The sequence below is a fragment of the Armatimonas rosea genome (assembly GCF_014202505.1).
Classification (GTDB): domain Bacteria; phylum Armatimonadota; class Armatimonadia; order Armatimonadales; family Armatimonadaceae; genus Armatimonas; species Armatimonas rosea.
Genome location: NZ_JACHGW010000001.1, coordinates 1412585 through 1436849, shown reverse-complemented (window position 1 = coordinate 1436849; position 24265 = coordinate 1412585). Strand labels below are relative to the sequence as shown.

Here is a 24265-nt window from a genome sequence, read left to right as displayed (position 1 = left end):
GCTACGCCGCCCGCTCGTGCAGGTTCGGCTTTAAGAAGCGCCGGCTCAGCTCCTCGGCGTCCACGGGCGGGCTGAAGAGGTAGCCCTGGAAGTGCCGACAGCCTAGCTGGTGGAGAATCTCGCACTGCGGTGCCGTCTCCACGCCCTCGGCCACGACCGTGATTCCCAGATCATGCGCGAGCTGGATCAGGGCCTTGACCACCATCTGGTCCCGCACGCTCCCCACGATCGACTTCACAAAGGAGCGGTCCACCTTCACCACCGTGAAGGGGTACTGACGCAGGTGCGAGAGCGACGAGTACCCGGCCCCGAAGTCATCGAGGGAGAGCGCGATCCCCATCTGCTTGAGCGCATTGAGGATCACCAAAGCGCCATTGGTATCGACAAGGAGCGCGGTCTCGGTGAGCTCCAGCTCCAGGAACTTGGCGGGAAGGTTGTGCTTTGCCAGCACCTCCCCGACTTGGTGCGGTAGCTCCCGGTTGCGGAGCTGCTGCGCCGAGAGGTTCACCGCCACACGGAGCGGGCAGCCCATCGCGGCCCACGCCGCGGCCTGCGCACAGGCCGCATTGAGCACAAAGTCGCCCAGGGGCTGGACCAGGCCGGTCTCCTCCGCGATCGGAACGAACTTTGCCGGCGAGACTAGGCCGCGCTTGGCATGGCGCCAGCGCACCAGGCTCTCCACCCCGATCATCCGACCTGTCCCCACATCCACCTGGGGCTGGAAGAACAGCGTGAAGTTCTCGCTGGGGGCCACACGGGTCAGGTCGTGGCGCAGGTCCGCCTCCAGCTCGAAGCGCTCCCGCGTGCTGCGGTTCATCTGCGGGGTAAAGAAGCGAAAATCGCCGCGTCCCTCTTCCTTGGCACGGTACATCGCCACATCGGCGTTCTTCACGAGGGTGTCCGCGTCCTGGGCATCGGTGGGGTAGCGGCTGATCCCAATACTGGTCGAGATCACCAGCTCCTGCCCTTCCAGCAAGATCGGCTCCGTGAGCGCCTTGAGCAGCGACTCAGCCATCTTAGCGGCCCCATTGACAATATCGGCGTGGTTCTCCTCGCACATGATCAGGACAAATTCATCGCCGCCCACACGGGCCAGCAGGTCTTTTTGCCCAATCGTGGTGAGCAGGCGCCGCCGCACGACGAACTGTAGAAAGCGGTCGCCAAAGGCATGCCCGAGCGTGTCGTTGATCTGCTTGAAGCGGTCCAGGTCCATGTAGACCGCCACCACCGAGGTATGGTTCTTCTGGGCGCGCTCGATCGCCAGCTCTAGCTGCTCGCGCAGGCGGCGGCGGTTCGAGAGGCCAGTCAGAGGATCATGGAGGGCTTGCTGGAGCGTGTTCTGCTCGGAGTTACGCCGGGTCTGCGCCCCCGTAATCGCCTCCGTGGCGATCTTGAGGTAGCCCTGCTCCTCCACAGACCACTCCCGCGGCTGACGTCGGCTCTCCAGCGCCAGGTACCCCCAGAGGTCACCGTCGATATTGATGGGAAGCACAAACAGCGTGAAGATGCCCTGGGTCTCCAGCACGCGGCGCTCTTCCTGTGGGAAGCTGCTCACCTGCCCCAACACGACCCCTTCGTCCCCGAGAACCTGCACCCAGCGCGGGAAGCTCTGCGAGAGCGGGACATCTTTACGGGCGGGGTTGTTGATCTGCCCGGTAGTCCCCGGGCCACACCACTCCGCGAGCAAGCGAGAAAATAGCTCGCCTTGGTCGGAGTAGCACTGGCTGAGGTAGATACGGTCCGCGCGGGTCGCCTCCCCAAGGAGGGGGAGAGCATCCTCCAGCGCCTTCCCACGTGAGTCGGCCAGGAGCAGGCGCTCCACCTCGACCAGCGCCTTGAGGTAGCCCTCACGTCGCTGAAAACCCTGCTTTTCTTGCTCGTGTGTGAGGCGCTCCTCGGCGACCTGACGCTGCGCTTTCTGTCCTTGCCCCTGCCACAGCGCGAGCCCCGTTCCCAGTCCCAGAGCAAGAACGGCCGGGGGAATCAGGCTCTTACTCACCAAGGGAAGGCGCAAGAGCAGGAACAAAAGAAAGAGGCCCAGCCCAACCAGAGGTGCCAGCACAAACGGCGAGACCCGAACCAGCTTATCCGTCGCCTCCACTTTCTTTGGCGGAGGGCTCGGGCTTGGTCGCTTTGTGCTGCTGCGTTTCTTCTCTTGGACGGCCATAAAACCAGTTTAACTTCCTGCGAAAACTCTCCTGGTCTGCCACCTGCATCTGAATCCGGAGTGCCCAGAGGGGCGGTCCCTCCACGGGCCAGAGCTGCAGCAAGCGAGTCAGGTCTTTCTCCGTCGTGACGAAGGTTCCCTGGGGGGCTTGGGCAATTAGAGCGAGAGTCTCTTCTTTATTGTAGGTATGATGGTCCCCAAACTCACAGGAAAATTTTAAAGAAAGTTGAAGCTGCTCTAGGGAATGGAGAAATGCCGCCCCATCGGCGATCCCAGAGAAGGCCACGACGTCCTGGCCGGCAAGGTTTTCCAGCGGCTTCTGCCCCCCTGTACGGCTCACCCAAGCGGTCGGTGCATGGGTGGCGGTAAAGAGCGCCGCTTGGGGAGCCAAGCGCTGGACGAGCTTCTTCGCCGACTCCAGTGCCTCGCCCGAGACCTGGTCCGCACGGGTGAGCACGACAATTCCCGCACGGCGCAGGTGAAACGGCGGCTCGCGCAGGAGCCCACGGGGGAGCATCCAGCCATTATCAAAGGGACGGCGGGCATCCAAAAGAACAATATCTAGGTCCCGGTGGAGCTGCCAGAACTGCAGGGCATCGTCGAGGAGGAGCACATCGGGGGCGAACTCCGCGCAGGCCAGCGCCCCCGAGACCCGCCGGTCCCGCCCGACAATCACGGGAACATCGGGGAGGAGCTGGGCCAGGAGGGTGGGCTCATCGCCCGCAACCTCGGCGCTCAGAAGGAGCGTGCCCTCGCCGCGGCTGACGATCTTTGCCCCGGGCTCTCTCTCATGGCTCCCCCCGTGCCCCCGCGAGAGCAGCACCACTCGCAAGCCTTCGTCGCGCAGTAGCCTCCCCACCAGCGCCGCCATCGGGGTCTTGCCGGTCCCCCCCGACGAGAGATTCCCGATGGCGATCACGGGCACGGGGAGCCTGTAGCGCTTACGAATCCCCAGGCGGTAGGGAAGCAGGTAGAGCTCCAGCCCCAGAAAGTGCAGGCCCGCAAGGGGAGCCATGGCAAGACAAAGCAGCCCTCCCCGCAGGCTCTTCTCCTCCAAGAGCTTCTCAGGCTTCAAGGAGCGCCTCCACCGCGTCTAGGCAGCGCACCGAGACCCCCTGGTTACGCTCGATCAGGCCACGCGCCTTTACGGCTGTCTCCGCCTTCTGCTCGGGCGAGAGCGCCAGCCAGTGGCAGACCGCAGCGGCCAGCCCCGCGGCCCCCTCCACCTGCTCTGCCACCCCTTCGGCGATCGCCAGCGCGGCGATATCCCGCTGGTTGTTCATGTGGGAGCCAAAGAGCGCCGGGACTCCCTGGGCCAGCGGCTGAAAGACACTCTGTCCACCCCACGGCGCGAGCGACCCGCCGATAAAGGCCACATCCGCCACGGCGTAGACCCGCCCGAGCTCCCCAAAGGTATCCAGGATCAGGGTTGGCCCCTGCTCTCGCTTGCTGCGCTGGACGGCTCCCGGCAGGTGCGCCTTCACCGTCTCCACACGCTCCAGGTGGCGAGGCGCAACAATGAGCTGCAGCTCGGGGAAGCGCTCCCGCACTTTTTGCGCCGCCTCCGCCACCAAAAGCTCTTCGTCGGGGATGCCGTCTTTGCCGTCGCGGGTTGAGCCACAGATCCAGACAGGAGCGCCCTCCGGGATTCCCAGCTCTGTACGGAGCGCCCTGCGCTCGTCGCTACTGAGCATGCTCACCGACTCATCGAACTTTGTGTTGCCAAAGGTCTGCGCTCGCTCGCTCGGCACCCCCACGAGCCCCGCTCGCCGCGTGTCTTCGTCGGACTGCATCGCAAAGAGATCTACCGCGCCAAGGCCGTCTTTGAGGAGCCCACGTGCCTTCAAGCCGCGCCGCAGCCCCTTGTCGGAGATGCGCCCATTGAGCACCGCGACCTTTGCTCCTTGACGCTTTGCGGCCAAGAGAAAGTTCGGCCAGATCTCCCACTCCATCAAGAGGACCGCATCGGGCTGCACGTGCTGTAGCGCCCGCCCCACCGCCCAAGGGAAGTCCAAGGGGAAGAACGCCACCGCAGACGCATCCGCGATCCCCTGCGCCACCTCCCGCCCCCCGCGCGTTGTCGTGGTCAAGAGCAAGAACGCCTCGGGGTAGCGCTTGCGTAGCTCGCGCAGGATCGGCTTGGCCGCCATCACCTCCCCCACCGAGACCGCATGCACCCAGAACCGCCTCGCCCCCTCGCCGCCAGCACGGGGCGGCACCGATGAGGGAAAATCCCCAAAGCGCTCACGCCAGTGCACCGGGTCCTCTTTGCCCGTTGCCAGCCGGAAGAGATAGTAGAGCAGCAGCAGCGGCGAGAGCAAGAATAGCAAGAGATTGTAGATCATGGCTGCCCCGACAGCGCCGCGAGCGGCTCCGAGGCGCGGGTCTCAAAATCGAGCGATGAGGTGCGGCCATTTTGCAGGTACCAGTAGCCCGCGCAGGCGATCATGGCGGCGTTGTCGGTGCAGAGGGCGACAGGCGGGTAGAACAGCGCCAGCCCGGCCTTGTCGCAGCGCTCCTGCATGACTTCCCGCAAGCGGGTGTTGGCGGAGACACCGCCGGCCAATAAAACATGCTCTACGCCGAGCTCTTTGGCGGCCGCGACGGTCTTCTTGCTGAGCACATCCACCACCGCCTCTTGAAAACTCGCCGCGATATCGGAGAGGGAGGGGAGGTTCTCGCCCTGCATGGCGTAGCGCACCGAGGTCTTGAGGCCAGAGAAGCTAAACTCATGGGTCCCGGGGAGCAGTGCTCGTGGAAAGGCGATCGCCTTGGGGTTCCCCCCCTCGGCGGCGCGCTGCATCGCGGGGCCGCCGGGATAGCCCAGCCCCATCAGCCGGGCGCACTTATCAAACGCCTCCCCCGCCGCATCATCGCGCGTGCGCCCCAGCAAGACATAGTCGCCGTGCCCGCGCAAGTGAAACAGATCCGTGTGGCCGCCACTCACGACGAGCGCCACCGCGGGATAGTCCGCCCCGCCCCTTTCTCCCCCATCCATGGGGGCGGGGGGGGCTACAAGCCAGTTGGCATAGAGATGCGCCTCGATATGGTGCACGGGCACGACCGGCTTTTTTAGCGCCATCCCGAGCGCCTTGGCCGCCGACGTTCCCACCAGAAGCGCCCCCAGCAAGCCTGGTCGGTTGGTCACTGCGATGGCATCGATCTCCGCCCAGGTGACACCCGCCTCCGAAAGGGCTTGGCGAAAGACCGGCAGAAGTGCCTCCACGTGGCGGCGGCTCGCCAGCTCGGGCACGACCCCGCCAAAGCGTGCGTGCTCCTCCATCTGCGAGGCCACGACATTAGACAGGAGCCTGCGCCCATCTTCTACGACAGCGGCGCTTGTCTCATCGCAGCTTGTCTCGATCCCAAAAATAATCACGGGTAAAATTATACGGGGCATTTGTCGGCTTTGCGCGAAGGAGAGAGTGAAAGGAAATGAAGAAGATGCCCCCTCCCCTTGCTGCTACCTGGAATGCGCTCTTCCCGCCCGCCTCCACGGTGAGCGCGACGGTGCTGGCGAATCGCTACCAGGCCGAGATCTTCCGTTATGCTGTCCGGCGCGTCACCGACTCCGCCGAGGCGGAAGACATCACCGCAGAGGTCTTTGCCGCCGTTGTCGCACACCCAAGCCGTGTCCCAAAACTCACGACAGACACAAGCGACGACCTCACACGCGCCTATCTCATCGGTATTGCACGGCGCAAAGTGACCGATAGCCTCCGCAAACGTAGCCGTCACCCCCAAGAGACACTCTCCCCTGAGCTAGCCCTGCCCCACTCCCTGGAAGAGAGCCTAGAGAAGCGTGAGGGCGCTCGCCAGCTCCGCAAGATCCTCGATGCCCTGCCTGCGGACTGGCGGGAAGTGCTCCTGCTCAAGTATGTCGAGGAGCTCAGCCTTAAAGAGATCGCAGTGTCTCTTGGACGCTCCGAAAAAGCCATCAATAGCCTGCTCCAGCGTGCCCGCACCGAAGCCCGCAAGCGTGGAGAGAGCTACTTTAACCTCTGGGAGGAAACGAAATGAAAGATGCCCTGAACGCCGCCTATCCTGATGCAGCCGTTACCGATACACTTGCCGCTCGTGTCGCCGCTCGCCTGGAGCACCCCGCCAAGCCGAACCGTCGCCGCTTTCTTGCCCCGGCTCTCGCTCTCGCTGCCGTGGCAGGCATCGGACTTTTCACAGTGCCACGCTGGCTGACCCCCAAGCCCGTCTATGCACTCGACAAAATTAGCAAGGCACTTCAAAATACCAAGAGTGTCCATATCAGAGTATTCAGCGGCAAGCAGCTTGTCAGCGAAGAGTGGCACAGTAACAACCGCCACCGCATTGATCATTGCTTTAGTGGCCCTTGCAAGCCCTACTCTCTGACTGTCGGCACGCAGTCGTATGGAATTAGCGATGAGAAAGATATAGTTGTTGAAAGTGAGATCATCCCTTATGAGTTCTCCGTGCCCACCCTTGCCTCGACTCTTAGAGCTCAAAATCTGAGCGATCTCCCGCCTGACTGGGTGACCTTTGAGGGAGTCCAGATTTTGGGTACACGTACCGTCCATGTCTACAAGATCACGCTCCCTGAGGGAGCTTACAATCTAGGGAGTTCGGTGAAGGAATCCTCCTACCTCCGGCTCTTTGTCTCTCCTGAGACAAACCTGCCCATTCGCTTGGAAGAGCATCGCACGCAAGCAGGCCACTGGAGCTCCAGCTACAAAGACCTTGAGTTTGACATTGACATTCCCAAGGCGACATTCAACACAAACTTCCCAGGTAAGAAGCTCGTCAAATCAAGCGACTATGCTACCGAGAACTTCTATAAGGAGATACATAAACCCAGCATAGGCAAAAGAGCCACGACCAGCAAAAATGGAGTAACCGTCCTGAGCTTTCCTTTAATGGAGGCTCTCGGACTGGTCGTCTGGTACACCGTGGATGACGAAAATTCGCTACCGGAGATCGCTCTCTCGGGTAAAGGTAATACCTGCCCCTTGCTTGCTCAAGGCGTTGTAGGAGATAGCATCCTCACACTGCGTGAGCGCTATAAGATCCAAGGCAAGCGTCTGCGCTGGGCCTATTTCCGCCAGACTTTTGTCGCACCAATGGGCAATGGCGACTGGCAGCTGCACTTTCAGTTCCCTGATGGCAATGTGACCGTCGTACCAGAGATTGCTGGATTTGGTAGCACCATTCCTACCGGGGATGTCGGCGATGAGATTGGCAAAGCATTCCCCACTCTCTCGGGAGAGCGGGCACGTGATCGAGCGGAGTACTTCCTAGACGGGCGTTGGAAAGACGATGCTCCTCTAGTCGAGTCCGTCATGCAGAGTGGTTTCGATCCACGCGATGGTGCCCTGCTCTGGCTAAAAGTAGCAATCCAGCAGGATGACAAGTGGCTCTCCTCCCCTAAGCACGCACGGGACTGGCGGCGCATGGCGGAGATACTTGATCAGCTCAAGCGCCACGACGAAGCCAAAGCCTACCGTGATAAGGCGGACGCTGAGCGCTAGCCGCTAGCTTAATTGTCGGCGAGCCAGCAGGGTTCCGCCGACAATGAGCCCTGGTGCGAGAAATAGGCCCACAAAGGGAATCAGCGAGAGCAGCCCAGCAACAATGGCAAACGAGACGATATGCGGGTCGGGCTTTTTGCGTAGCTTCTGCACCTGTGCGCCAAGTGTCAGTCCACGGCGCAGGAACGCGGGCGAGGTGTAGTCTAGCAGGCTAATCACTCCCGCCCCTAGGGCTCCCAAAACCGGCGCAAGCGGGCCGCTCACCGCCCCTAGGCCAAGGGCTACCAGCGCAATGGTCGCATTGAGGACAAGCCGCTTGCAGGTATCCCCAAAGAGCTGCCAGAAGCTCAGCGGGCACGTGGGAAGCGAGCCTCCCAGCAGCCGCTCTGTCTCCTTGCTCAGTGGGTCGAAGACAATCCCCAGAAAGCTGCTACTCAGCAGGTAGAAGGCAAAGGGAAAGAGCACCAGGTAGAGCAAAAACGCCGCCAGCCGCGCCCCCTCTTCCAGCCCCGCTCCATAGCGCTGCCAGCCCAGCACGCCCAGAACCAAGTACAGTACCGAGGCAATCAGCCCCGGAACCAGAGCCAGCGGCCAGAGGCGCGGGTGCTTGAGCAGAAAACCAATCCCTTTGAGTGCGTCCATAAAAACAAAGACAACCGCCACGGGGAGCGGTTGCCTTTGATTACTGTGAAAAAGTGGACGCGTGCCCTACGCGAAGGCGAACCGTCCCGCCTCGGCGTGCTCACGGAGCCGCTTGAGGCCACGCTCTGCCTGCTTGCGGACGCAAGCGGCGTTGGTTCCCAGCTCCTCCGCGATCTCATCGTGGCTGGCTCCTTCGGCGCGGCGCAGGACCACGAGTGCCTCATGGGGCTTGAGCAGGGTCAAGAGTGCCTCGCGGATCGCCCGCTGCTGGATACGCGCCAAGACGGTCTCCTCCACACGGGTCTCGGGGTCGGGCAGGTCCCGGGTCTCGCCCTCTTCGGTATCATCCAGGGAGACTGCCTGCTTATCTTGGCCGCGGCGCACCAGGTGGCGCTGTCGGTCGATCAGCAGGTTGGTGGCGATCCGTGCGATATAGGCTCCGGTCGGCTCGGTGCCCGCGGGGCTCTGGAGCAGGCGGATCACGACCTCTTGGGTCAGGTCCTCCAGCTCATTGGCCGCGAGCATGCGTGCCTGCCGTGCCAGTGTGGCCGCGCAGAGCGACTTGATCTGCCGTCGTAGCAGCTCCGCAGCCGTGTCGCGCTCACGCTTGGAGCTCTGGGCATCGCGGATCACCGCAAGAAGTTCTTTATTGGTCTGTCGCTTCGGTGCGGCAGAGACAGTGGTAGTGGGAGCGGGCTTGGGTGTGGCCTGATCGTGCCATGCCTTGAGCCCCTGGAGTGCTTGTAGCGCCTGTGCATTCATCATTTGGATTCTCCTCTCTAAGCAATCAAAAACAGCTAACCGCCGCCCTTCTCCTTACCAGGTGGGGGACCTTGTACCTGTGCTGTTGCCGGAAGAACCATCCCTGCAAGCAACAGTGCCGCAGTCAGTAAAAGCGTTAATTTCTTCATTGTTGTACTCCCAAGTGACTCTCCCATAATACCGCGAGCGGCGCGAACTTTCTGACAAATTCCACTAAAGTGTCCCTCGTTGGGGCAAATTTCACAGCACGCTCCCAGAGCCGCTGTGCGCTCTCCTTGTCTCCCCGCTCTAGCTTTACATACGCCCAGGAACAGAGCATATCTACCCTCTGGTGCTCCGCCAGGGCATCGGCGAGCTTGTACTCCGCATCTGCAAGCTCCAAGTAAATCTTGTCTCCCGTTCGGCGGTAGCGGACAATCCGGGTGTAGCCCAGGTTCTGCCGTAGCATGCTCGCCACCTCGCGCGTGAGCCACGCACCATCGGGCTCGATCGCACAGAGCTGGGCGAAGATTCCCTCGGCCTTCTCGATACTCTCTGCGGTATTGTCGGTCAGGGCGGCGATGGCCAGGTCCACCCAGGCGCGGAAGTAGAGAGGATCTAGCTCCAGTGCCTGCTCGTAGGCCCGCATCGCAGCGACGGCGTCCTGGTCCTCGTGGAGGGCTTTGTAGCCTTCCCGGTAGAGCTCGACCGCCGCCTTGTTCTCGGAGTGGTCCGGCCAGATCGTCCCCTGTGTCCGCCGTCCGATCAGCAACACGGGAAAGCGCTCATGAAAGGCGGCCGGGAGCGGCTCCTCCGCGACCTTACCCTCAGGGAGGAGTCGGGGGAGGGCGGCGAGGCTCTCGTCTACTTGTGCGGCGCTCTTCATTGCTTTCCTTATTTGGTTAGACGAGAGCCTGGTGAAGAATGTGACAATCCTGGAGATTTATTTTTTCTTCTCCAAGACCAGAGCCGCGCGGCTCGGCAAGTAGACCTGGATGCTCTGCGCCGCATGCCCCACCGCAACCGGCTCCCAGACATAGTTTCCCTCGGCTGCGATCCGCCCTTGCCCCCCAAACGTAGCCCGGTCGGTATCGAGAAGAAGGGTGTAGTCGCTGGGCTCGGGGATGGGAATCCGCAGGTCGGAGAGGCTCTGGGTGGGGTGAAGGTTGACCGCGATAACCAGCCCCGCACTCTGGTAGACCAAAAGCTGGCTCTCTTCGTGGAGCGCGAGAAGGCGCGGCGGCTCAGTGGGCTGTGGGAGGTGCATCAAGGCTGCATCGAAGGTGTTGAGGAACTGGTAGCGCAGAAACGGGCTCTCCACCAGGGACCACTGGCGACGGGCATAGTCGCCGCTCCAGCCGTTGCCCTCACGGGGAAAGTCCACCCACTCCGGGTGCCCGAACTCATTGCCGATAAAGCCTAGCCAGCCCTCGCCCGCCAGCGTGTAGGTAAGCAGGCGCAGGAGCTTGTGGAGCGCCATCCCACGGTCGATCACGACACTCTCGCGCCCAATCGCCATCTCCGTGTACATCTGCGCGCCCATCAGCCGAAAGGCCAGAGTCTGGTCTCCGACAATCGACTGGTCGTGGCTCTCGGCGTAGCCGATATGCTTCTCGTCCCAGCGGCGGTTGGTCAGTGTCCCCCAGAGCTCCCCCACCGACCAGGCCTCGTCGGGGAGGTCCTTGGTGAGCTTGATCCAGAAGTCCGGCACGCCCATCGCCAGACGGTAGTCAAAGCCCACGCCTCCCTCAGAGACCGGCCGACAGAGCCCCGGCATCCCCGAGACATCCTCCGCGACCGTGACCGCCGCAGGGTTGAGGGCATGCACCAGCGTGTTGGCCAGCTGCAAGTACCCCAGGGCTTCGTTGTCCACATTGGCACTGAAGTAGTCTGGGTAGCCCTCGAAGTCCCGGATTCCGTGGTCGAGGTAGAGCATGCTGGTCACACCGTCGAAGCGGAAGCCATCAAAGCCGTACTCCTCCAGCCAGTAGCGGACATTGGAGAGGAGGAACCGCAGCACCTCAAGCTTGCCGTAGTCGAAGCAGCGGGAGTCCCAGCCGGTGTGGTAGCCGCGTGGGCCATCGTGGAAGTACTGCCACTCGGTGCCATCGAAGCGACTCAGCCCCTCGAGGAGATTCTTCACAGCGTGGCTGTGCACCAAGTCCATCAGCACTCGTAGTCCCAGAGAGTGTGCCGTCGCGATCAGCTCCCGGAGCTCGTTGGGCGTCCCAAAGCGGCTGGAGACCCCAAAGAAGCTGCTGACATGGTAGCCAAAGGAGCCGTAGTACGGGTGCTCCTGGATGGCCATGAGCTGGACCGTGTTGTAGCCCAGCGCCGCGATCCGGGGGAGGATCTTCTCCGTAAACTCCGCAAAAGTCCCGACCTTGGGCTCTTCCTGCGCCATCCCCACGTGTGCCTCGTAGATACGCAGCCCCTCGCCAGCGACTCCTCTACTCATGGGGAGAGGGAGGGAAAGCGGGGCAAACCAGACCTCGCCACAGAAGTCTTTGGTCGTGGGGTCTTGGACCGCGCGGCGGATGTAGGCGGGAATGCGATCGAGGCGGCTGTCGTCGGCACCATGGACATGGACCTTTACCCGGCTTCCCTGCACAATCGCTCCGGGAGGAAGTGTCACACTCCAGGTCCCGTGCTCGTCTTGAGAGAGAGGGGTTGCCCCGCGGTCCCAGGCGTTGAAGTCCCCAATCAGCGCCAGGCTCTTTGCGGCGGGAGCCCACTCACGGTAGGTGACCGAGGTATCGGCGTTTTTGGTGAACCCGAAGTAGTGGTGCCCGCGGCTGATCGCCCCGGTCAGCGCTCCCAGGCGCGCTTGGGCCTGGGTGAAACGCTCCAAGCGTGCCTGGATGATCCCTGTGTAGGGTGCTAGCAAGGGGTCGCGTTGGACAAGCTCGGGTATCATCGGCGGCTGTGGCGACGGCGAGAGGGTCCGACCTCATCCTTTTCCTTCGCCTTATCCGTGGGCTTCTCGGCAGGCGGGGTGTCTTTACGGAAGTGTGCCTGGATCACCTCGCGTGCAATGGGGGCGGCGGCATCGCCTCCGTAGTAGTTCTCGCCCTTCGTGGGCTCTAGAAACACGCAGACCGCAATCGTCGCCGGCTCGCCGTGGCGCTGGGCATAGCAGGTAAACCAGCCGTAGTTGGCTCCCTTGCCCCCACCGCGCCCTCCCCGCTTCTCCGCGGAGCCGGACTTGCCCGCCACCTCGATCCCACCGCCAACTTGGGCCTTGGTCGAGGTCCCTGACTGCACACAGGCACGCATCCCTTGCCTTACCGCCTCCAGCACGGACGACTTGACCCCCAGGGTCGAGACCACCTTGGGCTGAACCTCATACAGCACTTGGGTAGGATCGTCGGCGTCCACGGCCTTCTTCACAAAGTGCGGCTCCCAGACCGTCCCTCCATTGGCGATTGTTGCGGCAACCGAGGCCATCTGAAGCGGGGTCGCATTGACATCCCCCTGGCCAATCGACATATTTGCCGTGTCGCCGCCCATCCACTGCGGCGACATTTTATTGGCAAACCGCCGGTTCCAGCCCGCCGCCTTCTTCTTTTTGTAGGTGGGATCGGGGACTATTCCCTGGCTCCAGCTATAGACGGGCATGTCCAGCGTGGGGGTCTCTCCCAGCCCAAACTTATGCCCCCAGGCAGCCAGCTTTGTCGGACCGAGGCGCTCGCCAACCGTGTAGAAGTAGGTGTCGCATGAGCGTGCAATCGCCCCTGTGAGCTCGATGCCGCCATGGGTTCCATCGCAGCGCTTCCACTGCTTGCCGATAAACTTCCCGCCCGCACAGGTAATGGTGGAGTAGGGCGTGATCTTCTCCTCGGCGAGCCCGGCAACCGAGGTAATCAGCTTGAAGGTCGAGCCGGGCGGAAAGGGGCTGATCGCGCGATTGGTCTCGCCGCCACCGACCTTGGTCTTGTACTCTTCGTTGGTCAGGCGCTGCGTGCGGAGATTGAGGTCGTAGGTCGGTGTGCTGGCCATGGCGAGCACGCTACCATCCCGTGGGTCCAGCGCGACCACGGCCCCTACCTTCCCTACAAGCATCTTCTCCGCAACATCCTGAACCTGCTTATCGAGCGCCAGGACCAGTGTCGCGCCGGCCTTTGCCGGCACCTTGCCAATCTCCTTACGCCGCCGCCCCTTGCCATCGACCTCAAAGGCCTCGTTGCCCAGGGTGCCTCGTAGGTAGAGATCGTAGAAGCGCTCCAGGCCTTGCTTGCCGATCAAGTCGCCGCTTCGGTACTTTTTCTCGGGTGGATAGGCAACGATCTTCTCGTCCTTGAGCTCATCGCTACTCACCGAGCCTGTAAAGCCCAGGATATGTGTCGCGAGATTGGGAAAGGGATAGGAGCGAATGGGCACGACCTCCACCGCCAGCCCCGGTAGATCGTCCTGGTGCTCGTAGAGGCGTGCCATGAGCCCCCGGTCGATATTCTCCCGGATAGGAATCGGATCATTGGGCATACCACGCTTCTTCTTGATCGTGGTAAAGAGCACCTCGACCGGGACCTCCACCAGCCGCGCTACCTGCTCCAGATAGGCCTTGGTCACAGGATCAAGGGGCTTGTCGGTCACGGGATTGAGCGGAACGTCCACGGTCGGCTCTGGAGATGCGGGAGTCTTTCCAGCCCCCTTTTTCCCCTTCGCTGTCTTCACTTTGGGAAGCTTTGCCGGACGCGGCATCTCGTCGGGGCGAAGAAAGACGGCAAACTGGGTGGCGTTGGCGACCAGAGTCCGGCCCTTGCTGTCCTTGATAATGCCACGTGGTGCGGTGGTGCGCATGGTGCGGCTACGGTTGAGCAGCGCCCGCTCACGGTACTCATCGCCGCGTACCATCTGCAGGAGCCACAGCCGCCCGATCAGCAGGGCAAAGAGGACCGCCAGCGTCCCCCCCATGCCCAGGACACGCCCCATGCTAATCTCCTCAGACGGCAAGGGGGCGGTGGGGAGAGGCGTGAAGCGGCGACGGCGCGATATCATCAGCGGTCCTCTTCCCCGGGTCGTGGCTTGTGGAGGGTACATGTGCGGAGACGGGTCCCTTTGGGGAAGCGCCTCGTGACACGCTCGGGGCAGTAGCTATTGGCGAGCTTACTGCTCTCTGTACAGATCGCGAGCTCGATCTCCGGGACAGGTGTCTCGGGCTTTCTCTCCTCCTCCACCCGCGAGCGCGGCTCGGGGGTTGGGGGCGGTGTCTCCCGCCGTCGCCGACGAGGCTCCGGAGTGGGAGTGGGAGTCGGTGCGGGAGTGGGAGCAGGCGTTACCAGCACAGGCCCGGGAGTCGCCAGTGCGGGAATCGGGGTGGAGTGGGTATCTGTCGTCCCCTCCGCCGTGAGCTCGCTCTCCGCTGGTGCCTTGTGCAGGCTACAAGGATTGATCTTGATTCCCTTGGGAAAGCTCTTCTCCACGACATCGGGGCAGTAAGGAGTCGCACGCTTGCTGGTCTCCTCACAGATCGAGATCACCACCTCGCCGTCCTCATTCAGACGATCCGCCTGGGGCGTGGGTGGGGGCTGCGGGGTTGCGCCACGCAGCTTCTGGAGCTCCTCGGGTAGCGGAATGGGCTCCAGTCCAGCGCTCTGCTGGATGGGGACGGCAGCCTCCATAAAGCGGCCCCAGATCGGGGCGCAGACATGCCCCCCGGTGGCGTCGCTGTCCATCTTGAGGTAGACCGGCCCCATCTTGGGCTTGCCATTCTCATCCAAGATGGGCTTGCGTGTCTTTGGATCGAGCTTGACTTTCTCTTGACGGTTACACGCCCAGACCGCGGTCACAAGCTCCTTGGTATAGCCCACAAACCACGTATCAAAGTTATCGGTGGTGGTTCCGGTCTTTCCCCGCGCCCCCGGAACGGTATTGGCCCCCTTACCGGTCCCACGCTCCACCACGGCCTCCAGGCAGCGGCCAATGCTTGCCGCCGTGGACTCGCGGATCACGGACTTGGCAATCTGGGGCTCGTTGCGCTCCAGGACATTGCCACGCCCATCGATCACCAGCCGGATCGCCATGGGCTCGGCATGATCGCCCGCGTTGGCAAAGGTCGAGAAGACACTGGCCATCTCCAAGGGAGTCGCCGACGATGTCCCGAGACAGATACTAAGGTCGTTTTGCGGGAACTTGGACTTGATCCCCATTCGCTCAGCCAGCTTGACCACGGTCTTCCAGCCAATACGCTGGATGAGCTGGGCAGGGATTGTATTGAGCGAGTGGGCCACGGCATGCTCGATCGTGACACTGTTGCCATGCCCGCCCGAGCCGCCGTAGTTCTTGGGCCAGACCTTCCTCCCCAGCTTCAGAGGCCTATCGATCATCTCCGAGTCGGGGCCGTACTTGCCCGTCTCAAAGGCCGCCGCATAGACAATCGGCTTGAAGGTGGAGCCGGGCTGCCGTCCCTTGCCGTAAGTCGTGAAGTTGACCTCGCTCTTCTCATCGACCCCGCCCGCCATGGCACGAATCCAGCCCGTGTGCGGCTCAAGACAGATCATCGCGCCATCGGTGACATTGCGTCCACGCTCCGCACGGATGCTACTACGGAGGATCGCATCGGCGCGCTGTTGCATCTCCCAGTTGAGGGTGGTGTAGATCTTCAGACCTCCCTGGAGCACGACCTCATTGCCATGACGGAGCTTGAGCTGGCGCAGGACATAGCGCACAAAGTGCGGTGCCTTGTACTCTTCCGAGACCACCTTGGGCTCGTTGGGGAGAACCTTGATCTCCTCGTGACGCGCTTTATCGTACTGCTCCTGGGTGATCTTCTTGAGCTCCAGCATCTTTCCCAGCACGACATTGCGTCGGTCAAGAGCGGCCTCCAGGTGGCGAAACGGGTAGGTCTTCGGAGGGCTCTGTACCAGCCCCGCGATCAGCGCCGCCTCGGAGATCGTGAGGTCCTTGAGCTCCTTGCCAAAGTAGAGCTTGGTGGCCATCTTGACCCCGTAGATCTGGCCGCCGTAGTTGACCTCGTTGAGGTAGCGCTCCAGGATCTGGTTCTTGGTCATGCTCCGCTCTACCTGGTAGGCGAGCAGTGCCTCCTGGAGCTTGCGCTCGACTGTCTTCTCCCGGTTACGCAAAATGACATTGCGCACGAGCTGCTGGGTGAGAGTGGAGGCTCCCTCGCCCCGCCGTGCCCCCGAGGCATTTTTATAGAGCGCACGGGCGATCCCCCGGAGGTCGATCCCGGGGTGCTCGTAGAAGCGCTGGTCCTCGATGGAGATCGTGGCATCCCGCAGGATCTGCGGGATCTGGTCGATATCGACTCGCTCCTGGAAGCGGGTGTAGATCTCCCCCAGGAGCACCTTGTCTGTGGAGTAGATCTGGGTGATCCCTCCCGCGGTTTCACGGCTCAGCGCGGTGGAGTCGGGCATGGCCTGGGCGACCTTGCGCACACGGACACCCGCATAGAGCACCCCGGAGATGATCGCCGCAAAAAGTAGTGCGGAGAGAACCCCCAGAAATGCTCCTAGCCGGCTAACCCAGAGGCGGAACCCGCCCCGACGTCTTCTGTGTGGCCGCCCCATCGAAACTCCTCCTGTAAACTAACGCTTCAGGTACTTGCGCTTGGTTCGATCCGTTCCCATATCGCGCTTCTTGGTATCGAAGCGCCACTGCCCTGTCCCCGCCTTCTGCACAAAACAGAAGTAGTTCGACAGAATCGAGGCCAGCTTACGGCGCGTCACACGACGAACCACATTGACCTCGGTGAGGAGCTGCAGGAAGTCGAGCCCCTTGGGGTACTCCTCCAAAAGCTCACAGACAATGTCAAAGGTCGCCACATCCCCGGACTCCTCGGCCTGCTCACGGGCGCTGAGAAGCTCGGCGTAGCGCTCCGGGCTCAGGTAGAGCTGAGGATCGGTCTCCTCCAGCACCTCAACACGGAACTCATAGGGACGCGTGGTCGCGCTCAGCCGCAGGCAGCCTCCGGAGTCGGCGGCGAGCTTCTCGTAGAGGCCAAAGAAGTTAAAGGCCAAGCGGTGCTCGTTGTTGACCCAGAGATCGTGTGTCGTGCCATCTTCCTCACGCAGAGTGACCTCGACCAGCGGGGCGTCCTCCGGGAAGAAGCCCGCAGGAATCTGGCAGAGCGGGAAGGTCCCGATCTCTTTATGGTGCGCCTTCACCACGAGCAGGACACCATCATCGGGGATGGGGCTGGTGTTGGGACCTTCGTCATCGCCCGCATCCTGTGCCAGCGGTGAGTAGATATCCTGCCGCAGGCTCCCCGCAAACCCTTCGTCCTCGATCTCCTCGTCCATGATCTCGCCGTCCATGGAGACAAACTGTAGCTCGGGGAAGGCCAGAAACTCAGGCAGATCGTAGATAAAGGGCGGGAGGGTCCCTGCCTCACGGAAGCGCCCCGCTCCCACATAGAGGAAGCGTGCATCGCTCTTAAGGCGGGCCTCAAGCAGCGTGACATCGTTCTTATACGACGGATCGCCGGGGACGACCTCGTACTGGAGAGCCAGGAGCTCGGAGACCTCAACCGGGACGCCGCGCTCGGAGACGACCGTGGCAATGGCAGCCAGGTCCTCCTCGCCAACCGTCAGGGGCTTGACTTCGTCTTCGACCACCACCGGCTCAGGGACTGCCTCAAGCACGGGCTCCTGAGCGGTCTCGGCCACAGGCTCTGCGACACTCTCCACCACGGGCTCGGCAACGGCAACAACCGGAGCTGGTGCCTCCTCGACCTCTTCGGCCAGGTGACTTGCACGATCGGCGAGCAGGCGCTCAAGCCGCTCGGCGGTCTCGCGGGTGATCCAGCGGCCACGCCCCTTCTCCGCGCTCAGCCAGACCAGGCGGCTATCGGCCAGACAGGCAGCCAGGTGCGCGGCGGGCTCGTAGTCCGCGCCCAGCACCGACCAGGCGAGAACGCCGAGCAGGCGGTGCGAGACCGGGCGTCCCTTGAGCGCGGCGACTGTCTTGTAGCTCGCCTCGGCATAGGCATTTTTAGCCCAGCCCACCTTGCTGGAGAGAGCCTGGTAGGGAGCGAGGCTCTCGGGCTTGAGCTTGTTGTCCAGCGCGACCTCATCGAGGTTCTCGCCATCAACCAGCGGGAGCCACTCGGCTAGGCCATAGGAGCTTCCGGGGCCTTTGACATAGAGGTGCTCGTTGCCCAAGACTTTTGAGAGGAGGCCAAAGTAGGTCTCGGAGGGGCGGTTGTAGATCACGGAGAGCTCGGTGGCAAGCTGTGCAGTCGAGAGCGGTCGGCCCGCAGCCCGGATGACGTCCATCAGGTTGCGCTCCAGCGAGCGGGTGACATCCATGTAGCGTGCGCTGAGGTTCCAGAGCCGTGCCATGTAGACAAAACGCGACGACTTATCCAGGGCCGTGCGCACGATCGCAAAGCCGATATTGGGGTTGTTGATCTCCTGTGCAATCTCGGAGATCTTCGATGCCTCCCCACGCTCAAGGAGCGCATCATAGACCAGATCCGAGAGATAGGAATCTGCCAGTAAGTTATCCCGCTCCACATCCGTGAGCGGCCGCACCGCAACCTCGACCTTATTGGCCGTAGGCATTTTTTTCGTAGCCAACGTTATCCTCCAGAAACTTCTGCGAATAAATCATAGGGCTCTGCCTGTGTGATCCGAACACGCACCCAGTCGCCTGGCTGCGCACTCGTTCCGACCACGCGAACAGTGCCATCAATCTCGGGGGCATCGCGCCAGGAGCGTGCGATCCGCACGTCCCCGTCGATTCCCTCCACCAAGACAGCGAGCTCTCTCCCCACCAGGGCCTGGTTTGCGGCCAGGGAGAGGGGCTGCTGCAGTGCCATCAGCGCTCGTCGCCGCTGCCGGGCGATGCGCTCAGGCACGCGCGGCCGTAGCTCAAAACCGGGGGTACCTTCCTCCGGGCTGTACTCAAAGACCCCCAGCCGGTCAAAGCGTGCCTCACGGACAAACCGGCTCAGGTTCTCAAATGCCGACGCGTCCTCGCCGGGGAATCCCACGAGGAAGGTCGTCCGCACCGCAATATCGGGCATCGCGCCCCGCAAGCGCTCCAGTAGACGATAGTACGACGAAACCGAGCCCCCGCGTTTCATCCGTTTTAACATTTGGTCGTCGCCGTGCTGCAGCGGAATATCGACATAGTGCGCCACATTGGGGGTATCGGCCATGGTCTGGATCAGCCGATCGGTCATCATGGTCGGGTAGCAGTAGAGCAGCCGCACCCACTTGAGGCCCTCGATCTTGCCCAGCTCGGTGAGCAGGCGCGGCAGGGCGAGCTCTTTGTAGAGGTCCATGCCATAGGCCGTGGTGTCTTGGGCGATCAGGTTCAGCTCCACCGCCCCACTATCGACCAGGCGCTTGGCCTCGGTGACGATACGCTCTAGCGGCTTGGAGCGGTGCTTGCCGCGGAAGCTGGGGATCGAGCAGAACGTACAGGCATGGTCGCAGCCCTCGGAGATCTTGAGGTAGGCGGTCCAGGGGGCCGTGGCACGCACACGCGATGGCGGAATCAAGGGGTACTTCTCGGTGAGCGGCTGCACCAGGTTGTTGGTGTCCAGCATCGGCAAGAGCCGCGCCCCCCGCTCCTTAAAGACCACATCGGCGATCTGCGACGCGCTCTGAATCCCTAGGAGAGCATCGGCATTGGGAAACTCTTGCGCAAGCGTGCTGGAGTAGCGCTGGGCCAGACAGCCCGCCACGACGACCTTGGAGATCTCCCCCCGCTCTTTTCGCCCGAGTGCCTCGCGAATCGCCGCAAGGCTCTCTTTCTTGGCGCTCTCGATGAAGGCACAGGTATTCACCACCACCACATCGGCAGCAGCATCCCCATCTACGAGCTGTCCACGCCCATTTTCGGTAAGTGCTCCAAGAAGCTCCTCGGAGTCCACTAAATTTTTTGGACAACCCAGACTAACCAGGCCGATCCGAACCTTCTCCACGTCTACGCCTCAACGTCCTCTAAAACATTAAAAAACCGCAACCACCCATTCAGGCACAAGCGGCGATTTTAATATTATACGTCCCGCAGACAATTCTGTCAATTATTAATAATTTTCAATAACTACCAGTGTAACACGATATTTACGCAGTCCTTGGCAGGGGGCGGTACAATGGGCATCGTGCTTCCCCTCTTGCGCCTCTACCTCCCCCTCGCCCTCAGCTTTGAGCTCATGATGCTGGAGGGGCCGTCGGTGCAGTGGGCGATCGGACGCCTGCCGCAGATTCCCACCAACCTCGCGGCCTGGGGGCTGACCATGCAGCTCTCCCTGCTGATCGAGAGCCCCGTGATCATGCTGCTAGCCACGGCCACAGCGCTGGTGAAAAACACCGACACTTTTCTGGCGCTCCGCACCTTCATGCTGCGAATCGCTCTGGGCTGCACGATCGTGACCGCGGCAATCGCCTTCACGCCGCTCCTAGACTTTATCTGCCTGAGCCTGCTGGGACAGCCCACCCCCATTGTGGAGGCCAGCCGCCTGCCGCTCCAGCTGATGCTCCTCTGGAGCGCGGCGATTGCCTGGCGACGCTTCCACCAGGGCGTGCTCGTGCGCCAGGGCCGCACCGCGCTCGTGACCTACGGCACCGCGATCCGCCTCGCCAGCGTGGTCCTGCCCGCTCTCGCTTTGGTTGCCTGGGGAAAGCTCTCCGGCGCGGCCACAGCGGCGATTGCGATCATGGTCGGGGTGCTCGCCGAGGCACTCTCGGCCAGCAGCTTTGCCCGCCCGGTGATCCGCTCGCTGCCCACACACACCGACGATGACCCGCTGAGCCAGAAGGCAATCGCGGCGTTTCACACCCCGCTGGCCATGACCACGCTCCTGACACTCGCGGCGCAGCCCCTCACGAGCGCGGCGATCGCACGCCTGCCCTTCGCCACCCAGACCCTCGCCGCCGCCCCTGTCATGTTCTCGGCGCTGCTCCTGCTCCGCGGCTGGGGCTTTGCCGTCCAGGAGATCACGGTGGCACAGCTCAAAAAAGGCACCACTCCTGAGGCGACTCTCTCCCGCTTCGCCAGCTTGATCGGGGTTAGCTCCACGCTTGCCACACTGCTTCTCGCGCTCACGCCCCTCTGCGAGCGCTACGCCAGCGCCCTGGGCGTTCCCGCAGACCTGCACAGCCTGGTGCGTCAAGGCATTCTCTGGGGCGCACTCCTGCCCCTCATCGCCGCGATTAGCTCGTTCGTGCGCGGGGTGCTGGTCGCCCGCCAGCACACCCAGCCCATCTACCGAGGAATGGCGCTAGGCTTGACAATCCAAGTGCTCGTGCTGGTTGCGGGTGTCGTTGCCAAGTTCCCCGCCCTCCCGCTCGCCGCGCTTGCCTTTACCCTCGGCGGTATCGCGGAGACGGCCTACTTGATGGCAGCACGCCGCCTCACCCGCTAGGCATCACCGACGAGATAACGGAAGACGGCTTCGAGGTTGTTGTCCGGGGAGTGGAAGCGCTCGATCTGGAAGTTGCCGGCCAGCGCGATCTTGGGAAGAGCCCCATAGAAGATGTCGGGCTGGTGGGTCTCAACCTCGATGAGCTTCTCGTCCTTGGGGTCCACACGCGCGGAGAGTACAAAGGGCTGGAAGATCAGGTTCGCGGCGAGCTCGCGGGGACGGTCCGTGATAATGCGAATGTGGTGGGGGTGCTTGTCGATCTGGTCGCGGATATCGTGGATATTGCCCTGAGCGAGCACGCGGCCCTTGAAGATCACGAGGATGCGGTCGGTGATCTGCTCCACTTCGTAGAGGATATGGCTAGAGACTAGGACACACTTGCCCCGCGCGGCAAAGCTCTGCATGAGCTCCACCATCTCGCGGCGCCCCACGGGGTCAAGGCCATTGAGGGGCTCGTCCATGACCAAGATATCCGGGTCGTGGACAATGGCCTGCGCCACCTTGATGCGCTGGCGCATTCCCTTGGAGTAGCCGCCAATCCGCCGGTCGCAGCGGTCCGCCATCCCGACCTGCTCCATGACCTCTTGGATCCGCTTCTTGGCGGTCGCCCCCTGAATCCCGTTCATCGCGGCAAGTAGGGTCACGAACTCGCGGCCGGTGAGCTCCTCGTAGAAGTTGTCGATCTCGGGGCAGTAGCCCAGGTGCGAGGCGAGCGTGGGGTTGGCAAAAGGCTCCATCCCCATAGCGATCACACGCCCGGTGTGCGGCTTGAGCTGCCCCGTGACCAGCTTGAGCAGGGTAGACTTCCCCGCGCCATTGGGGCCCAGCAGCGCTGTCAGCCCAGCGGGGAGCTGGAACGAGACATCGTTGAGGCCGATCACCTGCCCGTGCCAGCGGGAGACCCGCTCCAGGGCGATCATGGGAGCACTTGTCGGCTGGCTCATCCGCTGATAATCTCCACGGCACGTACCTTCTTGTAGGCGGCTGCCAGCGGCAGGAGCACAAACGCCCCGCCCAGCGCGACCAGCGGCCAGGTATGCGGCGGCATCAGGCGGCGCTTGTGTCCCCCCACCGCGGGAAAGGGATCGTCTTGGGGCTTCACGTGCAGGATATTCATCGCCAGCCCCTCCGTGATCCCCCCGACATTGGCATCCCGCAGGGTCATCGCCCACTGGACCGTTGTCTTCGCATTGGGATCGTCGTTGTCCTGGTTCAGGTAGGCATTGCGCGCCATCACCGAGCCCGCCACGAACGTGATGATTCCCACCACAAAGTAGAAGCCCGCGTAGGTCGCTCCCGCCATACGCCCGCTCTTAAACCACGACGAGATCCCAATCACCAGGCTTGCGTTCAGCACCGCCGGCACGAGCGATGCCAGGAGCAGCCGTGGCAGGAGATAGGGGTTTAGCTTCAGGAAGTCTTCGTCGGAGTAGTTGCTAAAGAGAAAGATATAGACCAGGAGCGCGGGGATGACGGTCGTGCACCAGAGGAGCAAGAACACCCCAAACCACTTCCCCACCAGATAGTCTATCTTGGTCAGGGGGCGCGAGAGGTAGACCAGGAGCGCATTGGCCTGGTTGTCCGCCGCGATTGCGCCTGCGCCGATCACGAGGGCCTGGATAAAGACCAGCAGCCCGCGGAGCCAGCCCTCCGAGATACAGAGCGCGATACAGCTTGCGTAGGTAAAGGTTGTCTGCTGGCGCCCGCTTCCCATGCCGGTCTCGCGCATGCCCTGGGCCAGGTTGTGGTTGAAGAAGAACACCAGCCCATAGAACAGGTGGATCAAGACAATCATCAGCACCGGCATCCAGAAGGCAATCTTGCGGATATTGGTGCGGATCACCGACTGCGCGATCACCCACCAGCCCGCCCGGACCGTGCGCATGGGGCCGTCGTAGTTGCGGTACGAGCGATCCGCAATTAGGTTCTGTGTACTCATCCCGAAACCGCCTCCAAAAAGACATCTTCCAGACTGCGCTCCGCCGGACGGAAGCCGCGCACCTGCGCCGCCGAGGCCACGGCGGCCTCGAAGATCAGGCGGTGGGGCGCGGGCTCGGTCTCGGGGAGGGCGAAGCGGCAGGAGCTCCCGAGCTGGGAGACCAGGCTCGCGCCCCGCTCCTGCATCGCGCCCACAAAGCCGTCGGAGAAGAGCCGTAGCTCCACATCAAACTGGACGCCGCCGGTCTGCTTGAGGGTGGCGATCGGCCCTTGGCGCACCACCTCGCCGCGGCGCATCACCACGACCGTGTCGCAGGTCTTCTCGATATCGGGGAGCAGGTGGGAGCAGACGACAACCGAGAGGCCCTTGCCATGGCTCACATCGCGCACCAGCTCCAGCATCTCGTCGCGGCCCGCGGGATCGAGGCCATTGGTCGGCTCATCGAGAAAGAGGAGCTTGGGACCGTGTACCAGCGCCTGTGCCAGCTTCACCCGCTGCCGCATCCCCGTGGAGTAGGTCTCGACATTGCGGTAGCGCGCCTCCCCCAGGCTACACCACTCCAGCACCTCGTGGGCGCGGCGGATCGCCTGCTCGGGGGGCATCCCTGCCATCTCCCCCGCGTAGGCCACGAAGGTCACAGCGTTCATTCCGGGGATATGGCAGTCCTGCTCCGGCATCAGCCCGATTTTTTGGCGGATACTCTTGCCCTGCGTGGCCACATCGAGCCCCATCACCTGGGCACGCCCCGCTTGGGGAGTCACAAATCCCAGGAGGGTCTTGATGAGGGTTGTCTTCCCCGCGCCATTGGGGCCAAGGAGCCCCACACAGCCCTCGGGAATCTCCAGAGAGAACTGGTCCAGCACGGTCTTGGCACCGTAGCGCACGGTCAGGTCCGAGACAGCGGCGATGGGGATGGTATCAGGCATACGTTGTGGGCTATT

18 protein-coding genes are annotated in these 24265 nt (G+C 62.6%); 3 read left to right on the top strand and 15 right to left on the bottom strand.

The window, feature by feature from the left end; genetic code table 11:
* Window position 1 precedes the first annotated feature (1 nt).
* The 4 genes from HNQ39_RS06665 to tsaD are packed head-to-tail and all read right to left on the bottom strand — an operon-like array spanning window position 2 to window position 5546.
* Window positions 2-2167 (bottom strand): putative bifunctional diguanylate cyclase/phosphodiesterase, encoded by a 2166-nt coding sequence (locus HNQ39_RS06665; protein WP_184193161.1) that lies wholly within the window; start codon window positions 2165-2167, stop codon window positions 2-4.
* Window positions 2085-3242: a tetraacyldisaccharide 4'-kinase gene (lpxK, locus tag HNQ39_RS06660; RefSeq protein WP_184193160.1), complete on the bottom strand. Its 1158-nt coding sequence runs from the start codon at window positions 3240-3242 to the stop codon at window positions 2085-2087. The genes HNQ39_RS06665 and lpxK overlap by 83 nt, the downstream gene beginning before the upstream one ends.
* Window positions 3232-4512 (bottom strand): 3-deoxy-D-manno-octulosonic acid transferase, encoded by a 1281-nt coding sequence (locus tag HNQ39_RS06655; protein ID WP_184193159.1) that lies wholly within the window; start codon window positions 4510-4512, stop codon window positions 3232-3234. The genes lpxK and HNQ39_RS06655 overlap by 11 nt, the downstream gene beginning before the upstream one ends.
* Window positions 4509-5546, bottom strand: coding sequence for a tRNA (adenosine(37)-N6)-threonylcarbamoyltransferase complex transferase subunit TsaD (tsaD, locus tag HNQ39_RS06650; RefSeq protein WP_221289835.1), 1038 nt, complete (start codon window positions 5544-5546; stop codon window positions 4509-4511). Before tsaD ends, HNQ39_RS06655 begins: the two co-directional genes overlap by 4 nt.
* 56 nt (window positions 5547-5602) lie before the next feature.
* On the opposite strand from tsaD, the gene HNQ39_RS06645 reads away from it, so the two are divergent.
* A complete protein-coding gene (locus HNQ39_RS06645; protein ID WP_184193157.1) occupies window positions 5603-6187 on the top strand; it encodes an RNA polymerase sigma factor in 585 nt (194 codons plus the stop codon).
* Window positions 6184-7665 (top strand): hypothetical protein, encoded by a 1482-nt coding sequence (locus HNQ39_RS06640; RefSeq protein WP_184193156.1) that lies wholly within the window; start codon window positions 6184-6186, stop codon window positions 7663-7665. The genes HNQ39_RS06645 and HNQ39_RS06640 overlap by 4 nt, the downstream gene beginning before the upstream one ends.
* Window positions 7666-7668: 3 nt before the next feature.
* Here HNQ39_RS06640 and HNQ39_RS06635 read toward each other — a convergent pair whose 3' ends face one another.
* The 8 genes from HNQ39_RS06635 to rimO all read right to left on the bottom strand — a co-directional run bounded on the left by HNQ39_RS06635 (window position 7669) and on the right by rimO (window position 19942).
* Window positions 7669-8307 carry an EI24 domain-containing protein gene (locus HNQ39_RS06635; RefSeq protein WP_184193155.1) on the bottom strand — a complete coding sequence of 213 codons (639 nt, stop codon included), beginning with the start codon at window positions 8305-8307 and terminating at the stop codon, window positions 7669-7671.
* A 66-nt stretch (window positions 8308-8373) separates the two neighbouring features.
* Window positions 8374-9072, bottom strand: coding sequence for an RNA polymerase sigma factor (locus HNQ39_RS06630; RefSeq protein ID WP_184193154.1), 699 nt, complete (start codon window positions 9070-9072; stop codon window positions 8374-8376).
* A gap of 142 nt (window positions 9073-9214) precedes the next feature.
* Window positions 9215-9934, bottom strand: a complete 720-nt coding sequence (locus tag HNQ39_RS06625) for a tetratricopeptide repeat protein (protein WP_184193153.1) — start codon at window positions 9932-9934, stop codon at window positions 9215-9217.
* Window positions 9935-9991: 57 nt separating this feature from the next.
* Window positions 9992-11965 (bottom strand): alpha-amylase family glycosyl hydrolase, encoded by a 1974-nt coding sequence (locus HNQ39_RS06620; RefSeq protein WP_184193152.1) that lies wholly within the window; start codon window positions 11963-11965, stop codon window positions 9992-9994.
* The gene (locus tag HNQ39_RS06615; RefSeq protein ID WP_184193151.1) at window positions 11962-14046 is read right to left on the bottom strand and encodes a penicillin-binding transpeptidase domain-containing protein; all 2085 of its coding nucleotides are present in this window, start codon (window positions 14044-14046) and stop codon (window positions 11962-11964) included. The genes HNQ39_RS06620 and HNQ39_RS06615 overlap by 4 nt, the downstream gene beginning before the upstream one ends.
* The gene (locus tag HNQ39_RS06610) at window positions 14046-16577 is read right to left on the bottom strand and encodes a transglycosylase domain-containing protein (RefSeq protein WP_184193150.1); all 2532 of its coding nucleotides are present in this window, start codon (window positions 16575-16577) and stop codon (window positions 14046-14048) included. Before HNQ39_RS06610 ends, HNQ39_RS06615 begins: the two co-directional genes overlap by 1 nt.
* Window positions 16578-16595: 18 nt before the next feature.
* Window positions 16596-18572: a hypothetical protein gene (locus HNQ39_RS06605; protein ID WP_184193149.1), complete on the bottom strand. Its 1977-nt coding sequence runs from the start codon at window positions 18570-18572 to the stop codon at window positions 16596-16598.
* 17 nt (window positions 18573-18589) lie between these two features.
* A complete protein-coding gene (rimO, locus tag HNQ39_RS06600) occupies window positions 18590-19942 on the bottom strand; it encodes a 30S ribosomal protein S12 methylthiotransferase RimO (RefSeq protein WP_343075955.1) in 1353 nt (450 codons plus the stop codon).
* A gap of 180 nt (window positions 19943-20122) precedes the next feature.
* Here rimO and HNQ39_RS06595 point away from each other — a divergent pair, with 180 nt between their 5' ends.
* Window positions 20123-21385, top strand: a complete 1263-nt coding sequence (locus HNQ39_RS06595) for a hypothetical protein (protein ID WP_184193147.1) — start codon at window positions 20123-20125, stop codon at window positions 21383-21385.
* Here HNQ39_RS06595 and HNQ39_RS06590 read toward each other — a convergent pair.
* From HNQ39_RS06590 to HNQ39_RS06580, 3 genes are read right to left on the bottom strand one after another with little or no spacing between them, the layout of a single operon-like run.
* Window positions 21382-22329 (bottom strand): ABC transporter ATP-binding protein, encoded by a 948-nt coding sequence (locus tag HNQ39_RS06590; protein ID WP_184193146.1) that lies wholly within the window; start codon window positions 22327-22329, stop codon window positions 21382-21384. The two genes, HNQ39_RS06595 and HNQ39_RS06590, sit on opposite strands and share 4 nt — an antisense overlap.
* On the bottom strand, window positions 22326-23324 hold the full coding sequence (locus HNQ39_RS06585) for an ABC transporter permease (protein ID WP_184193145.1): 999 nt from the start codon (window positions 23322-23324) through the stop codon (window positions 22326-22328). The genes HNQ39_RS06590 and HNQ39_RS06585 overlap by 4 nt, the downstream gene beginning before the upstream one ends.
* Complete coding sequence (locus HNQ39_RS06580) at window positions 23321-24250, bottom strand: ABC transporter ATP-binding protein (protein ID WP_184193144.1); 930 nt, start codon at window positions 24248-24250, stop codon at window positions 23321-23323. Before HNQ39_RS06580 ends, HNQ39_RS06585 begins: the two co-directional genes overlap by 4 nt.
* Window positions 24251-24265 lie beyond the last annotated feature (15 nt).

Bases quoted from the DNA above. Each gene is read 5' to 3' on its own strand.
- HNQ39_RS06665 (WP_184193161.1), bottom strand. From the start codon at position 2,167: ATGGCCGTCCAAGAGAAGAAACGCAGCAGCACAAAGCGACCAAGCCCG.
- HNQ39_RS06655 (WP_184193159.1), bottom strand. From the start codon at position 4,512: ATGATCTACAATCTCTTGCTATTCTTGCTCTCGCCGCTGCTGCTGCTC.
- HNQ39_RS06645 (WP_184193157.1), top strand. From the start codon at position 5,603: ATGAAGAAGATGCCCCCTCCCCTTGCTGCTACCTGGAATGCGCTCTTC.
- HNQ39_RS06640 (WP_184193156.1), top strand. From the start codon at position 6,184: ATGAAAGATGCCCTGAACGCCGCCTATCCTGATGCAGCCGTTACCGAT.
- HNQ39_RS06635 (WP_184193155.1), bottom strand. From the start codon at position 8,307: ATGGACGCACTCAAAGGGATTGGTTTTCTGCTCAAGCACCCGCGCCTC.
- HNQ39_RS06630 (WP_184193154.1), bottom strand. From the start codon at position 9,072: ATGATGAATGCACAGGCGCTACAAGCACTCCAGGGGCTCAAGGCATGG.
- HNQ39_RS06625 (WP_184193153.1), bottom strand. From the start codon at position 9,934: ATGAAGAGCGCCGCACAAGTAGACGAGAGCCTCGCCGCCCTCCCCCGA.
- HNQ39_RS06620 (WP_184193152.1), bottom strand. From the start codon at position 11,965: ATGATACCCGAGCTTGTCCAACGCGACCCCTTGCTAGCACCCTACACA.
- HNQ39_RS06615 (WP_184193151.1), bottom strand. From the start codon at position 14,046: ATGATATCGCGCCGTCGCCGCTTCACGCCTCTCCCCACCGCCCCCTTG.
- HNQ39_RS06610 (WP_184193150.1), bottom strand. From the start codon at position 16,577: ATGGGGCGGCCACACAGAAGACGTCGGGGCGGGTTCCGCCTCTGGGTT.
- HNQ39_RS06605 (WP_184193149.1), bottom strand. From the start codon at position 18,572: ATGCCTACGGCCAATAAGGTCGAGGTTGCGGTGCGGCCGCTCACGGAT.
- HNQ39_RS06590 (WP_184193146.1), bottom strand. From the start codon at position 22,329: ATGAGCCAGCCGACAAGTGCTCCCATGATCGCCCTGGAGCGGGTCTCC.
- HNQ39_RS06585 (WP_184193145.1), bottom strand. From the start codon at position 23,324: ATGAGTACACAGAACCTAATTGCGGATCGCTCGTACCGCAACTACGAC.
- HNQ39_RS06580 (WP_184193144.1), bottom strand. From the start codon at position 24,250: ATGCCTGATACCATCCCCATCGCCGCTGTCTCGGACCTGACCGTGCGC.